The organism is Priestia koreensis (genome assembly GCF_001274935.1).
Taxonomy (GTDB): Bacteria; Bacillota; Bacilli; order Bacillales; family Bacillaceae_H; genus Bacillus_AG; species Bacillus_AG koreensis.
Window position 1 is genome coordinate 181,195 of the sequence record NZ_LILC01000002.1, and the last position, 12,552, is coordinate 193,746.

Annotated in this window: 16 protein-coding genes, 1 tRNA gene and 1 riboswitch; of the genes, 8 read left to right on the forward strand and 9 right to left on the reverse strand. The window is 39.9% G+C overall.

Annotation, left to right across the window (positions count from 1 at the left end):
* Positions 1–133 precede the first annotated feature (133 nt).
* Positions 134–406: a hypothetical protein gene (locus tag AMD01_RS00905; protein WP_053399503.1), complete on the forward strand. Its 273-nt coding sequence runs from the start codon at positions 134–136 to the stop codon at positions 404–406.
* Between the two features lie 110 nt (positions 407–516).
* On the forward strand, positions 517–849 hold the full coding sequence (gene csaA / locus AMD01_RS00910) for a chaperone CsaA (RefSeq protein ID WP_053399504.1): 333 nt from the start codon (positions 517–519) through the stop codon (positions 847–849).
* Positions 850–885: 36 nt separating this feature from the next.
* Here csaA and AMD01_RS00915 read toward each other — a convergent pair whose 3' ends face one another.
* The 4 genes from AMD01_RS00915 to AMD01_RS00930 form a co-directional block, all read right to left on the reverse strand.
* A complete protein-coding gene (locus AMD01_RS00915) occupies positions 886–1,578 on the reverse strand; it encodes a DUF421 domain-containing protein (protein ID WP_053400086.1) in 693 nt (230 codons plus the stop codon).
* A gap of 111 nt (positions 1,579–1,689) precedes the next feature.
* On the reverse strand, positions 1,690–2,112 hold the full coding sequence (locus tag AMD01_RS00920) for a GNAT family N-acetyltransferase (protein WP_053399505.1): 423 nt from the start codon (positions 2,110–2,112) through the stop codon (positions 1,690–1,692).
* 4 nt (positions 2,113–2,116) lie between these two features.
* Positions 2,117–2,629 (reverse strand): YjcG family protein, encoded by a 513-nt coding sequence (locus AMD01_RS00925; protein WP_053399506.1) that lies wholly within the window; start codon positions 2,627–2,629, stop codon positions 2,117–2,119.
* A gap of 132 nt (positions 2,630–2,761) precedes the next feature.
* Positions 2,762–3,490 carry an alpha/beta hydrolase gene (locus tag AMD01_RS00930; protein WP_053399507.1) on the reverse strand — a complete coding sequence of 243 codons (729 nt, stop codon included), beginning with the start codon at positions 3,488–3,490 and terminating at the stop codon, positions 2,762–2,764.
* A gap of 229 nt (positions 3,491–3,719) precedes the next feature.
* Here AMD01_RS00930 and AMD01_RS00935 point away from each other — a divergent pair, with 229 nt between their 5' ends.
* Positions 3,720–4,259: a phosphatidylglycerophosphatase A family protein gene (locus AMD01_RS00935; protein WP_053399508.1), complete on the forward strand. Its 540-nt coding sequence runs from the start codon at positions 3,720–3,722 to the stop codon at positions 4,257–4,259.
* Positions 4,260–4,660: 401 nt separating this feature from the next.
* On the opposite strand, the gene AMD01_RS00940 is transcribed toward AMD01_RS00935, so the two are convergent.
* Positions 4,661–5,140, reverse strand: coding sequence for a GNAT family N-acetyltransferase (locus AMD01_RS00940; protein WP_053399509.1), 480 nt, complete (start codon positions 5,138–5,140; stop codon positions 4,661–4,663).
* Positions 5,141–5,315: 175 nt separating this feature from the next.
* Here AMD01_RS00940 and AMD01_RS00945 point away from each other — a divergent pair, with 175 nt between their 5' ends.
* Positions 5,316–5,975, forward strand: a complete 660-nt coding sequence (locus AMD01_RS00945; RefSeq protein ID WP_053399510.1) for a hypothetical protein — start codon at positions 5,316–5,318, stop codon at positions 5,973–5,975.
* A 37-nt stretch (positions 5,976–6,012) separates the two neighbouring features.
* On the opposite strand, the gene AMD01_RS00950 is transcribed toward AMD01_RS00945, so the two are convergent.
* Positions 6,013–6,672 carry a DUF3885 domain-containing protein gene (locus AMD01_RS00950; RefSeq protein WP_053399511.1) on the reverse strand — a complete coding sequence of 220 codons (660 nt, stop codon included), beginning with the start codon at positions 6,670–6,672 and terminating at the stop codon, positions 6,013–6,015.
* Positions 6,673–6,736: 64 nt separating this feature from the next.
* Positions 6,737–7,495: an arylamine N-acetyltransferase family protein gene (locus tag AMD01_RS00955; protein WP_053399512.1), complete on the reverse strand. Its 759-nt coding sequence runs from the start codon at positions 7,493–7,495 to the stop codon at positions 6,737–6,739.
* A 201-nt stretch (positions 7,496–7,696) separates the two neighbouring features.
* Between AMD01_RS00955 and AMD01_RS00960 the strand changes: the two genes are divergently transcribed.
* Positions 7,697–7,768 (forward strand) — tRNA-Val (locus AMD01_RS00960).
* Between the two features lie 462 nt (positions 7,769–8,230).
* Positions 8,231–8,977 carry a class I SAM-dependent methyltransferase gene (locus tag AMD01_RS00965; protein WP_053399513.1) on the forward strand — a complete coding sequence of 249 codons (747 nt, stop codon included), beginning with the start codon at positions 8,231–8,233 and terminating at the stop codon, positions 8,975–8,977.
* A 63-nt stretch (positions 8,978–9,040) separates the two neighbouring features.
* Here AMD01_RS00965 and AMD01_RS00970 read toward each other — a convergent pair whose 3' ends face one another.
* Together AMD01_RS00970 and AMD01_RS00975 are read right to left on the reverse strand one after the other, a co-directional pair.
* Complete coding sequence (locus tag AMD01_RS00970) at positions 9,041–9,289, reverse strand: hypothetical protein (protein ID WP_053399514.1); 249 nt, start codon at positions 9,287–9,289, stop codon at positions 9,041–9,043.
* A gap of 113 nt (positions 9,290–9,402) precedes the next feature.
* Complete coding sequence (locus AMD01_RS00975; RefSeq protein ID WP_053399515.1) at positions 9,403–9,615, reverse strand: hypothetical protein; 213 nt, start codon at positions 9,613–9,615, stop codon at positions 9,403–9,405.
* A 574-nt stretch (positions 9,616–10,189) separates the two neighbouring features.
* Between AMD01_RS00975 and AMD01_RS00980 the strand changes: the two genes are divergently transcribed.
* Positions 10,190–10,756: an SPOR domain-containing protein gene (locus AMD01_RS00980; protein ID WP_169775914.1), complete on the forward strand. Its 567-nt coding sequence runs from the start codon at positions 10,190–10,192 to the stop codon at positions 10,754–10,756.
* Positions 10,757–11,163: 407 nt separating this feature from the next.
* Positions 11,164–11,260, forward strand: a riboswitch (cyclic di-GMP riboswitch).
* Between the two features lie 113 nt (positions 11,261–11,373).
* Positions 11,374–12,471, forward strand: coding sequence for a glycosyl hydrolase family 8 (locus AMD01_RS00985; RefSeq protein WP_053399517.1), 1,098 nt, complete (start codon positions 11,374–11,376; stop codon positions 12,469–12,471).
* The last annotated feature ends 81 nt before the right edge of the window (positions 12,472–12,552 follow it).

Genomic DNA, 12,552 nt, shown 5'->3' on the forward strand with positions numbered 1-12,552 from the left:
ATCAAAACGAATTGTTTTATAAAAGATTTGATTTTTAGTAAATAGGATTAAATGCGGTATTACGGGGGTAAAATCATACTATCTAATGAAGAACAAGCATATATATGAACAAAAGAGTGAGGAGGGAAGCAAGATGGGGTATATTTTGCCAGTAAATAACGAGCAATACGCGCAGTATGCAAATCGGGTGTTAGCACCGAGAAGGCAGTATCAGCAGCTTGAAGGTGTGCAACCGATTCAGGTGCACACAAAATCTGAAGAAGAAATTCCGTTTTTACAAGCGGCACAAATGGCACCTCCGTCCAAAAAGAAAAAGCGCGAAAAATCATCTCTGAAAAAAGAACACATCCAAAACCTTTATTCGAACTTAACTGGGAAGGGTCAACTTGTGAATGAAATGGTGTAAATTTAATTATTTGAATATTCCGTTTAAAGGGTATTCAACAACGTAAAAGTAGGTGTACAATCATCATATGTACAACTACTTTTTTTATTGGAAAGAAGGAGGGGATTGTCATGGCAACCATTGAAGATTTTTTGAAGCTAGATTTGCGAGTAGGGACGATCGTTAAAGCAGCACCGTTTCCAGAAGCAAAGGTGCCAGCTATTAAGGTCGAGATTGATTTTGGCGAAGAGCTAGGTATAAAGCAATCAAGTGCTCAAATTACAAAGCGCTATGACGCCGATCAGCTAATCGGAAAGCAGGTTGTAGCCGTTGTGAATTTTCCACCGCGACGCATTGCCGGCTTTAAGTCCGAGGTGCTTGTGCTCGGAGGAGTACCTGAAAAAGGTGATGTCGTATTACTTCAGGCAGATGCTCCTTTACCTAACGGAACGCCGATTGCATAGCGCTCCCTTCGTACATACGAAAAGGATGACTCGTTGTCATCCTTTTTTTTGTTCTTTATACGTTTGAATAAAAAGAGGCTGTCCGTCTTCCCACTCCGCGTACATCACGTCAGAATAGCGCCTTACCTTTTGTTTTGCAAGCTCCGTCTTCAGCCATGTTTCATCAAAGCCGCTTGCTCGTAAATTGTGACTAAGCAGACGACCGTCACTAATAAACGTGACGGGAAGAGCGATTTTTTCCTCTTTAAGCTGAAAGTCACTTTTTGTTAGCCCTGCAAACGCTGATTTTTTCAGCACGTTGACCGTTCCGTCCGTTTCTAAAATCGCATATTCCACTTCTCGTATTGAGAAAGCGTCTTTCGAACGGAGAAGGTGCTGCAGCTGATTAATATCAAGGTGATTTTTTTTGAGCTCCTTGTAATTAATCTTTCCTTTGTTTATGACAATTGAGGGACTGCCTTCTAAAAAGGTGCGAATACGAATGTTTTTTTGGGTGAGAATTTCGGTAAAATAGATGAGTACGCCCCAAAAAATCACGGCAAATAAAATCTCCATAATTCCGATTTCATGGTCATATAGCGCGTTCCCAACGAGCTCCCCCAGTACTAAAGCAGAGATAAAGTCGAACGTGGTAATTTGCGTGATCGTCATTTTCCCGAGCAGTTTCGTTAGTAGAAATAAGCTAATGAAGCCGACAAAAAGCTCGACTGCAATTCGAAAGTAGTCCATATAGTCGTTCACATATATCCCGCCTAAACGTCCGTTTTTCGTTAGTATGGATTGAGCGGTTCTATTTTATACGAAAAGAAAACGTGAAGGATGGTCTCCTTCACGTTTTCACTATAGCTCTTTGATCATCGTCACATGCGGCATTCCGGCATCTAAAAATTCGTCGGACACGGTTTCATAGCCAAGGTGCTTGTAAAACCCTTCTGCATGCGTTTGAGCATTCAATTTAAGCTTTGGTACACCTTGTTCCTTTGCGACTTCCTGCATTTTTAGCATGAGCTGCTTGCCAACCCCATCTTTGCGATGAGAGGAAAGGACACACACACGCTCTACTTTGCCGTAGCCGTCAACAATTCGAAAGCGCCCCGCACCAACAGGGCGTTCGTTGTCATACGCTACAATATGTACCGCAGTTTTGTCGTGCTGATCAATTTCTAATTCAGCTGGAACGCCTTGTTCTTCAACAAATACGGTTTTTCGAACAAAATAAGCATCATCCTGCTGTTGTTGTGTTCGTGCTGTTATGATTTTCACGTGCTTATTTTCCTCCTAAATGGAATGTTTCGTAGACGGTCCATGTTCCATTTTCAAGCTGATACAGTAAATGAAAGCGATCGACCTTTTCCTCATGTGATACGTCAACAAGCTGTAGCTGACTATACATGTCTAGATGTTCATCATCCGATAGCTTTTGGCCGATCGTAATGTGTGGAACGAAGGAATATGGAACTTCCTGATCAAGCATTCCGCTATGTACACGATCATACAAGTGCTGCAGCTCGTCCGTTGGTTCTACTTTTAAATAAACCACGTTGTTAACAGGCGAGAACGAACTTACTTTACGAATTGTAAGGTCAAAGGGGTTCGTTTCCTTTGCTGCTAACGCTAAAGCGCTCGTTACGTCTTTTAATTCCTCTTCTGATGCTTCAAACACTTCTTTAATCGTTAAATGAGGGCTAATTAGTGCATAGTGCGGATCATAGCGTTTGCGGTAAGAGTTTGCAACATCTTGTAACTTTTTAGATGGAAAAATAACAACACCAAATTTCATCATGTTCCCTCCCCGGAATGTATAGCAATCTAGCCATAGGTAGACTAGTAAAAGCTTAGCTGAACGTCATCTAGCTGAATTGAAAATATTATAACAAATTTTCAAATAACTAGATAATGAAAACAAGGAAAATTAGTTCTTCAGCATCATTTCTAATGCGCGTTTTAAATCTTTTTGCCAATATTTCCATGTATGATTACCCGCAAATTCCTCGTAAAAAACGCTATAGTTTTTTTCTTGCATAAGCGTATGAAGAGAGCGGTTTGGCTCTAAGAAATCTTGCACTTTACCATCTGTTGTGGATACGGCCGTTTCTTCTGTACCGATGATGTGATACAAATCAAGCAACGAAACGTGCTCGGATTGTTTCACTTGCTCTAAAACAGATTCGTCAACGTAAGGAGACTGCATAATCACTTTTCCAAACGTATGAGGATATGTCAGTGCAGCAGTAAGTGAAACCGTCGCCCCGAGGGAGTCCCCAATAAGTGCGCGTGCTTTGCCCATTTGAAGCGTTGGAAAACGTTCGTCTAAAAACGGAACGAGTTCGTGTGCAAGAAAACGAACGTACTGGTCACGCTGTGCGCCCTCTGGATGGTATTTTTGACGGCGATCCTCAACCGATTTATACGGAATGCCAACGAAGATCGTTTGCTCAATGTTCGCTTCGGAAAGCAGCTCTTCGAGAACACGAGGAGTACGTCCGAGCGTATAATAATCGCGACCGTCTTGTGCAATGAGTAACGTATATTTGTAAAGCGGTGAAAACGTAGAAGGAAGATAAATCATAAGCGTGAGATCTTCTTGAAGCGACTCACTGAAAAACGTTATTTCTTCTACTTTTCCTTGTGCCTGAGCCATTGTGTCATCTCCTATAGTAAAATATTGAAAGCGCTACCTAATCAGTGCGCAAACGGACTTTAATTGGGATAAAAAGCACCGTTATTTGATCTACTTCTATATTAGCATAAATTACAAAAAAGAAGCACGTTCCTCGTATTAGAACACACATTTCTCGGTTCATTTTAGTTGGTTTTTGGAAGTATTTATGTCATTCTAGTCATATAGTCATCAGAGAGGAGAATGCATGATGAGTGAACAAAAATTTGTCCCAAGTAAAGACGTAACGAAAGCAACGCTTGACGCTTTAACGGAGCGCGGCGTCACCATTTTAGACATTGCAGAAATCGTGTATGAAATGCAAATTCCCTATAACCCGTCTCTAACGATGGAGGAATGCACAGCGAGCGTGGAGCGCGTTCTGCAAAAACGTGAAATTCAGCATGCGCTTCTAGTCGGAATTGAACTTGATAAATTAGCAGAGCAAGGCAAGCTATCAGAACCACTGCAAACGATTATTGAACAAGACGAAGGTCTTTTTGGCGTTGATGAAACGATTGCGCTCGGTGCAGTGCTCACATACGGAAGTATTGCGGTCACAACGTTCGGTCACTTAGATAAAGTAAAGCGCGGAATTATTAGTAAGCTAGATTCCAAGAAACTAAGCGGGGTGAATACGTTCCTAGATGACCTCGTTGCAAGCGTAGCAGCAAGCGCGGCAAGCAGGGTCGCTCATCGTCACCGTGATCAAATTGAGCAAGAAGCAGAAAAAGATGCACCGGCTTTATAAGGTAGAGAAAACGCTGTTGGGGGATGCTCAGCAGTGTTTTTTTATGTAACAGAAGGATATTCATTTTTTTAAAAAGAATTTTACATACATCTACTTTTTTATTTAGCGATCTTTCTTACTATTGAACAAGTAACGAATCACGTTACAACACAACTCTTTAAGATGGAGGAGTGACAAAGAGGAGGTCTACACTGTGGAAAATTCCCTGCAATTTGCGCCTATTCTCGTTTGGGCCATTCTGACGATTATTGTGGTATACATCGTTATACGGATTTTGAGAAAACGATAAAAAAATGCTGTTGAGATGATCAACAGCATTCTTTTATAAGATGTGGCTATTTCAATACAGCGAGGGAAGAGGGAGGAGTTGATTCTAGCTTTGTTGCAACACGAAAATGAGGCTATTCATGAAGTGGAATGGTCATGAGCTTGTTGAGTTCATGCATTCCTACTCCTTCATAAAATTTAACCGCGTTGTTGTTCACTGACCACACCGTCAGCTGCAAATCAGAAGCGCCCTTTTGTTTGGCCCATTCCTTTGACACATGAAAAAGCTGCTTTCCGATGCCGCGATGCCGATGATCTCGGTGTACGCCAAAATATTGAATATACGCGGTATAGCGAGGTGGATATTGATTCACAGCGGGGGTGTACATCAGCTCAACGACTGAAACACCAACGATTTCCTGGTTATAAACGGCTACTAAAATATCGTTCGTCGAATAAAAAAGCATCGATTGATATTGAGTAGGAGAGAGAACGGTCGCGTTTTTTTCAAAATTCATTGGCAGCATTTCTGCATGAAGCCGCTGTGTATCGCTTAGTAACTTGTTCACCTCATGATAATCCTGCGTATTGGCAGGCCGATACGTAATCATCATGCTTTCAACCTACTTTGTAGAGAAAATTTCGTTAAAGCAATGCTGAGAGATCATTGTTTCTTCTTCATCATATGTATAGGCCGGGCTCTTGGTTAGCAGATATTTTTTTACGTGCTTCTCAAATAAAAAAGGAATTATTTCTCATACTAAGGAAAACAACGTAGGAGTGAGTCGCGTGAGAAAGCTCTTTTTGATTGGTCTATTTTTTATTGCAATGGGAACAAAAGAGGCAGGAGCATCAGGCTTTGAAGCGATTAGAAGCTGGCCACATCAGCAAACCATTCTATCTGCAAAAGAAGAACAAGGAAGGTATAAGGGATTTGTCATCAACATTCAGCAATCCAAAAAGTATTTTCCGTATTGGACTGCCCTTAAGGACCAGCGCGCACAGCCAAGCATGCGCACATTTGATTTAGACGGAGATAAGCGAAATGAATATATTGTCTTCTTGCCCCAAAAGCACGAAAACGGTGAATTTGTCAACGAGGCAAAGGTGCTGAAGCTCACAAAAGCAGGTATTCAAGAAATTGGCGTCAGCGATGTTCGGAAGCTTTTAGTAAAGGAAGTAAAGTACTACATCAACAAGCAAAACTTCTACGTACAGGTCGATCAAAAAAACGTGCTGAAGCTAAAACATGAAACGCAGGCACCGAAGCTACTCATTGACTCTTTTGTACTTTATGATGTCGAAGATGAGCAGCTAAAGGCAAAGGTACGATTAGTTGATCACAAAGGAAAATACCTTGGGGTGTTTGAAGTGCTCTATGACTACAAGCAACCGGCGAAGATGACTCCAGTTAAGACGGTGTTTAAGCAGGCGGGTTCTACGAAGTGAACGAAAAGGCATGCGAACGAGCCGCATGCCTTTTCCATTATTTAATTCTAAGACGTTCTTCAATATCCTGCCGATCGTACTCAGCGATCCAGCTTTTGTATGTTTCGTAAAGAGGGCGTATCGTATCCGCATTAAGAGAAGTGACTTCGCATCCACGATCATCATATAAGAAAAAGGTTACATTTTTCGTAGTGTTCACAAAAAGCACGTCTGGATAGCCGATAGCGTATCCACCAAATCGCGGCTTCAATGGAAAGTCTTCATGGATGGCGCTTTTTAGTAAAGGTAAAATACGAATATCATTGCGCTTACAGTTCAAGGAAAACTGCTGCATTTCATCGCCTTCCTCATCGTTTTCAAAGGGATAAGGATATGTATGAACGTGAAGTCGATATAGCGCTCTTTTATCTTTTAGATAAGGTTGGTACACCTTCAACGGTCGAACGTTTTTCTTCTCGTACTTTGATTTATACATGTTTGTTACCCAAATAAGCTCATCATCAGGATGAAATAACTCGTCAAAAATGGTCATGGCCTGCTGGTAAACGAGTTGGAAGTAGTCATTATTTATGCCATCTACATCATTTAGTGGTGAAAGATCGTCACCTAGGGAAAAGTGAATCCCAAACTCGCTTTGATGATAGAGGTGAGGAGTTCGCCTAAGATTAGGGTGGTAGGTTTGTAAATAATCATTCATGTTCTATATGTCCTTTCATAAAAACCGCACGTCAAATGAAATCATTTGACGTGCGGCTGCAATTTTAGCGCACGGGCACTTTATCAATATGAAAGCAGTGATCCAAAATTCCTTTTAAGTGTTCAGAAGGAATGTGCTGCTTTAGTTTCTTTTCATTTGTTGTAATCGTAAGCGTATTTCCAGATAGCGTAATTCGGCCGTCCTCTGTTGCAACCGTTGTTAAGTTCGTCTGTGTGAACGGAGACTGTGGAGACGTTTGATTGAACTCACACATCGGTGTAAAATCAAGCAAATCCTTCGGCTCTTTTTCCAGGCGATATTTCGTTTTCCATTGGCCGTTTTCGGCCTTTTGGAAGTCATACGTACGATCCTCAAGGTGAACAATACGATAATCACCGCTCACATCGGATACAACGTCACCTGTCAGTGGAATAGGCTTACGAACGGAATCACCAAACCCAACATCCACAATATATTCCTCGCCGTCTAACAGAACGAGAGTAGTTGCATGGCTACCGGTAATCGTCCACGTTTCATCAGGCTTTCTAACTGTTGCTGAAATAAGCTGTGCTTCATAGCCAAGTTCACGTAGCAATGTACAAAACAAGCTGTTTAACTCATAGCAAAAGCCGCCCCGGTGATGGCGAACAACTTTATCATAAAAGCGCTCCACGTCTAACACAATGGGCACCTGATTAATTACATCTAAATTCTCAAAAGGCACGTGCAGCATATGTTGCTCCTGCAAGTAGCTCAAATACTCAAAACTCACATCATGTCGGTATGCGGCATGAAATCGATCCAAATACGTTTGTACATCCATATTTCATTCCCCCTTATCCCTAATAATGTATCCTTTATTCCCTAACGATCTCTTATCATCATAATGATCACTCATTTTCAAAAAACACTTAAAAACAGTGTACCAAACTTCCCTCAACGCTTCCAACTTCAACTCCATTACCCTTAAAAAAGCGTTGACAACCCTACCAAAAACTTCATATAATATACCTATACTAAACATGACTTGTTAGCTCAGTGGGAGAGCACTTCCTTGACAGGGAAGGGGTCGGGGGTTCAAGTCCCTCACAGGTCATACGATTAAAAAGCTGAAACTTTTGTTGAAACAGGGTTTCAGCTTTTTTGTGTTCAAGAAATAACATAGCCCAGTTTCATATTGAGCTGAGCTAATTGTTTTGACTTTTTAAATTGATAAAGCGGGAGAACAGTAAGTAGCTTATTAATACTAGCTAACAAAAATAATTCCAATCATATCTCGTCTCACCTTATATCAACCCCTAGTTTTTAAAGTTCACTAACTAAATTTTAATAGTTTTATCCGCTTTGTTGTGTTAAAATTTGGTAAATTATAGATGGAGAACATAGATTAAAACGATAACATCCTGATAAGTCCATTCAACTTATATTGTTGAGGTGTATCTACAGTCTCTTTTAAATGGTCTATCACATAAAGCCAAATTATAAATTTCTTCATTAATGAAACTAAATTTATAACGTATCAACTTACCGAGTAGCGTCTCAGATTGGAGGGAAATCCATGAAAAATGAATTTAAAAACAAAACAAAAGAATACGTAAAGGGAAGACCTACCTATCCAGCAGAAGTATTAAAGATGATGAGGCAGCTAGGTGTGAATCAGGAGTCTATCATCGCAGATATTGGAGCCGGTACGGGGATTCTTACTCATATGTTAGGGAGTTTAGGTTGTAGTGTTCTTGCAATTGAGTCAAGTGAACAAATGGTAGAAGAGTGCAAAGTCTACTGTGAGGATGTTCACAATATCGAGATTATTAAAGCTTCAGCAGAAGAAACCACATTAATAAACAATAGTGTGGATGTAATTACGGTTGCCCAAGCTTTTCATTGGTTTGATAAGGAATTATGTAAGCCAGAGTTTCAACGAATTTTGAAAGAGGACGGATATGTGGTGATTGTCTGGAACGATATGCAGTTAGAAAGCCCACTTGCGAAAGAATACACACAGCTGTTAAAGAAATATACAGTTAAAACAACGGCTGCAATTGCGAAATTTGATCCGGATGAAGAAAAGCGTCAATTCTTTGGACAAGACTATACAAAAATGTATTACGACAACTGGCAAACCGTATCAGAGGAAGGGTTTGTAGCAGGAGCGCTATCACTATCTTACACACCGTCAGAATTGGATTCTACGTACGACGAGTTTGTCACAGATCTTCGCGAACTTTTCTCCAACTATCAGCAAAAAGAGCGGGTGACGTTTTATTATAAAACTGAAGTATACATTTGTCAGTTTGCAAAATAATGGATTGCTTGTATCAAAAAGAGCCCTGCTTAAAAGCAAGGCTCTTTAACATTGAACGATTTATCACTTCAAATACGTGCGCAGCTGATCATCACAGCTTTCCAACCGCTTCACCTCGGAATGGGGATACCCATCCACATTCGTTTTTACTGCACAAAGACAGCAAGAGCAGTGCACTTTTCCTTTTGCAAAATAGCCAACAGAAGGAACGTGCCAACCTGTATGTTCGGCAAGCCTCGTCTTACGCTGGATAACTCTTCTACGATGATAGCGATAATAGGAATGTGTTCGATTTTTGTGATTTGGTTTCATGACCAACAACTCCTTGGGATAAGGCTCAGCCTCTAAAAGTCCCCCAAAGAACGATTTAGACGATTACAGGCTGAGTATGTTGGTCGTTACTAATTGATTACTATTCACGTATATCACTCCGTATGTGATTTGACTGTTTTTGCTGAGCGCCACTGTACGCCTAACACATTAATGATTAAAAGCGCAATGAGTCCTCCAAGAACAATTCCTTGAACATTTTTCATAAAGAGGAATGGAAAGATAAAAATTCCGAACAACGTCACAATCAAATTCATAGCTGAAGCTAGTTTTGGATGCTGCTGAAAAAACTTTCTGATGTGTTTCACAAGCTGTTCACTCCAAAATATGTATTCTGTTTCATTCTATCATTATATTGGAAAATAAACCAAAAATATGGGAGGTTTAAAGGACGTATTTTTCCTTTTTATAATGAAAAAGAGAAAGGAGGAATTTGTTTGGTTTATCGTCTAGCTTTGTTTATTTGTATCTATGTCATATGCCTTACATTTGATTATTATGATACGAAGAGCGTAGAGTTGGCTGAGAACTTTGTTCAAAGTATTGTTATTGTGGGCGTATATGTAATGTTGAATAAGTTATTTACGAATAAAAGGCATTTTTATAAGTAATAAAAATAAGAACCAATTTAAATAAAAAACTAGAACTTTTAACCTATAAATATATTGTCTAAATGACTAATGAAAGGTAAAATTTTGTAGTTGGCTTATGTGACAATGAAAAGTAAGTGGTGCCAAGAAAACAATAGAATTTAGTACATAGTAAAGTCGCTACATTCTTTCAAAGTATGACGTGAAGAGATGATTAGCTATCGGAAGCTATTGAAGTTACCTTTCAGCAGGTGCAATTTCAAAACAAATAAAAGATAGAGATGAAGAGGTTATGATGAAAAAGGAATTATTGTTCGTTGCTTCTGTAGCGATGGTGATGGGATTAGCAGGGTGTGGAAGCACGACTGTGTATGTGACGGACGAGTCTAAGACTGAAGCTTCGGTTACAAAGGAAGAGAACGATACAAGTGTAGAGGTTACTCCTCCTGATGAATCGATTTCAGATGAGGATGTTTCTCCCCCAGAGAACGAGGACGAGGTCTATAGCGAAGAGGATTGGACAACCGATGAGTCCGTTGATGGCGTCAGCGACTGGGTCGACGAAGAGGACGCAGAGGAAAGCGAATGGACAGAAGATGAAGAGGTAAGTGAAGGAGGCGCAGCTGCTTCTGCTTCGTCAGATAAGCTATATCGAATACAAGCAGGCGTTTTTTCTGATAATAAGCGTGCAGTCGTGATTCAAAACGAGATTTTACAGAGCGGACTAGAAGCCGTTGTGACTGAAATAGACGGCCAGTTCGTGGTGTATGCGGGAGCCTTTCGAGAAAAAGCGAACGCAGATCAACGTGTTCAGGCGCTTAAAGACGCAGGATTTGATGTTTTCATGAAATATGAATAAGTTACCGAAAAAGCATCGTCATGTGACGGTGCTTTTTCTCATTAAAACAGAAGATTTGATCGATCATTAACAGAAAGTGACCGATAAAATCAGCAAATTAGTCGATAGCTCTCAAAAAGTGATCGATAAAACGAGCAAATTGATCGATAGAGCGGTGCCTTAACTCTAAAATACGTATTGAACAACTTCCATTAATAAAACTATGTTCCAATAGAAAAAATTTTCTACCATAGCAATCCTAAATTACTCGTAAACTAGTAATCTCCCAACTCAATTAATTCCTACTTCTCAAATCTACCAAATAAGACTTTAGGCTCAATACCTATTTCATCCTAATTTAAAAATATTTTTAGAAAAAACAAAAAAACTGTAGCAATTTACCTACAATGTAATATAATAATAGTAAATTAATAATAGGGCATACTTACTGAAAGGTAAGGACGCAAAGCTATGGGTCTAAGGGTGAAATTACTAGATTTCACCTATGATTGCCAGGTTGCAGATTCTAAATTCTTATTTTAGAGCTATGCCCTTTTCTGTTTGTCTGGAAAAGGGCTATTTGTAGTTCTAGGAGACTTCTTAGATCTGAATCCCTATGAAAACTTAGGAGGATTCATGTGAAAAAAGTTTTGTCTTTGTTGTTTGTTGCGATGTTTTTTGTGACTAGCATGAGCGTACCTGCGAATGCGCAAACAGATTTGACGACGGGAACGGAGAATTTTATTAATTCCGCTCTGATGAATGGAAACGGCACGTTGGCTACGTATTTAGTAGAACAGCAGTCAATTGATCCTGATTTTGCAGCGGGCAGAGAATCACTATCAGAGTCAATGGGTCTTATGATGATGTATCTTGCTCAAAAGGGCGATCGCGTGACGTTTTCAAAGTATTACCAGGAGCTCAAGCAATATTACCTTTCAAAACAGACAAACATTGTCTATTGGAAACTCAGCAATGATGGAAACACTCATGCGACGATGAATGCGATCATTGATGATTGGAGAATTGCTGATGCCTTGTTCATGGCAGGTGAGGCTTGGAACAACAAAACGTATATTCAAACAGCCCTTGATATTTCAAATGCGCTGAACAAATACAATCAAAAACAAAAACATTTCGTCGATTTTTACGACGAACAATATAAAGTAAATAACGACACGATTAGTCTTTTCTATATCGACCCAGTTGCGTTGAACTACATGGTGAAATACGGTGTGATTGATAGCACGATGTATAACCGAATGGTTGCCGTTCTTCGTAAATCAGCAGGAGACGGGCCGTTCTTTCCGCAAAATTACAACGTGCGAACAAAAGCGTATCAGTACAACGATCAAGTGAACTTAATTGAACAGATTTATACCGCTTATTTTAGAAAACAAGCAGGGATTAATTCCCCGGCATTTTATTCGTTCTTGAAAAAAGAGTTTAATACAAATGGAGTCATTTATGGTCAGTATGATCGCGTGACTAGACAGCCTGCGGTAGACTTTGAATCAAATGCTGTATATGGCATGACGATTCTTTACGCACTTCAAATGAACGACGTTACGTTTGCGAAAAAAGTGTACAAGCGCATGAAAGAATACGAGATTGCAGATGTGAAAAATCCTTACTACGGTGGGTATGTAGTTTTAACACCTACAGGGTATGACACGCACATCTTTGATAATCTATTTCCTCTGTTAGCAAAACAGCAGTTAGAAAAATTATATTAATCCAGAAGACGTGGCTATGATTTTATAGCCGCGTCTTTTTTCGTGCAAGTAAAGCATTGCTTGTACACTTTATCTAAAAGA

Bases quoted from the DNA above. Each gene is read 5' to 3' on its own strand.
- AMD01_RS00905 (WP_053399503.1), top strand. From the start codon at position 134: ATGGGGTATATTTTGCCAGTAAATAACGAGCAATACGCGCAGTATGCA.
- csaA (WP_053399504.1), top strand. From the start codon at position 517: ATGGCAACCATTGAAGATTTTTTGAAGCTAGATTTGCGAGTAGGGACG.
- AMD01_RS00915 (WP_053400086.1), bottom strand. From the start codon at position 1,578: ATGGACTACTTTCGAATTGCAGTCGAGCTTTTTGTCGGCTTCATTAGC.
- AMD01_RS00925 (WP_053399506.1), bottom strand. From the start codon at position 2,629: ATGAAATTTGGTGTTGTTATTTTTCCATCTAAAAAGTTACAAGATGTT.
- AMD01_RS00930 (WP_053399507.1), bottom strand. From the start codon at position 3,490: ATGGCTCAGGCACAAGGAAAAGTAGAAGAAATAACGTTTTTCAGTGAG.
- AMD01_RS00935 (WP_053399508.1), top strand. From the start codon at position 3,720: ATGAGTGAACAAAAATTTGTCCCAAGTAAAGACGTAACGAAAGCAACG.
- AMD01_RS00940 (WP_053399509.1), bottom strand. From the start codon at position 5,140: ATGATGATTACGTATCGGCCTGCCAATACGCAGGATTATCATGAGGTG.
- AMD01_RS00950 (WP_053399511.1), bottom strand. From the start codon at position 6,672: ATGAATGATTATTTACAAACCTACCACCCTAATCTTAGGCGAACTCCT.
- AMD01_RS00955 (WP_053399512.1), bottom strand. From the start codon at position 7,495: ATGGATGTACAAACGTATTTGGATCGATTTCATGCCGCATACCGACAT.
- AMD01_RS00965 (WP_053399513.1), top strand. From the start codon at position 8,231: ATGAAAAATGAATTTAAAAACAAAACAAAAGAATACGTAAAGGGAAGA.
- AMD01_RS00970 (WP_053399514.1), bottom strand. From the start codon at position 9,289: ATGAAACCAAATCACAAAAATCGAACACATTCCTATTATCGCTATCAT.
- AMD01_RS00980 (WP_169775914.1), top strand. From the start codon at position 10,190: ATGATGAAAAAGGAATTATTGTTCGTTGCTTCTGTAGCGATGGTGATG.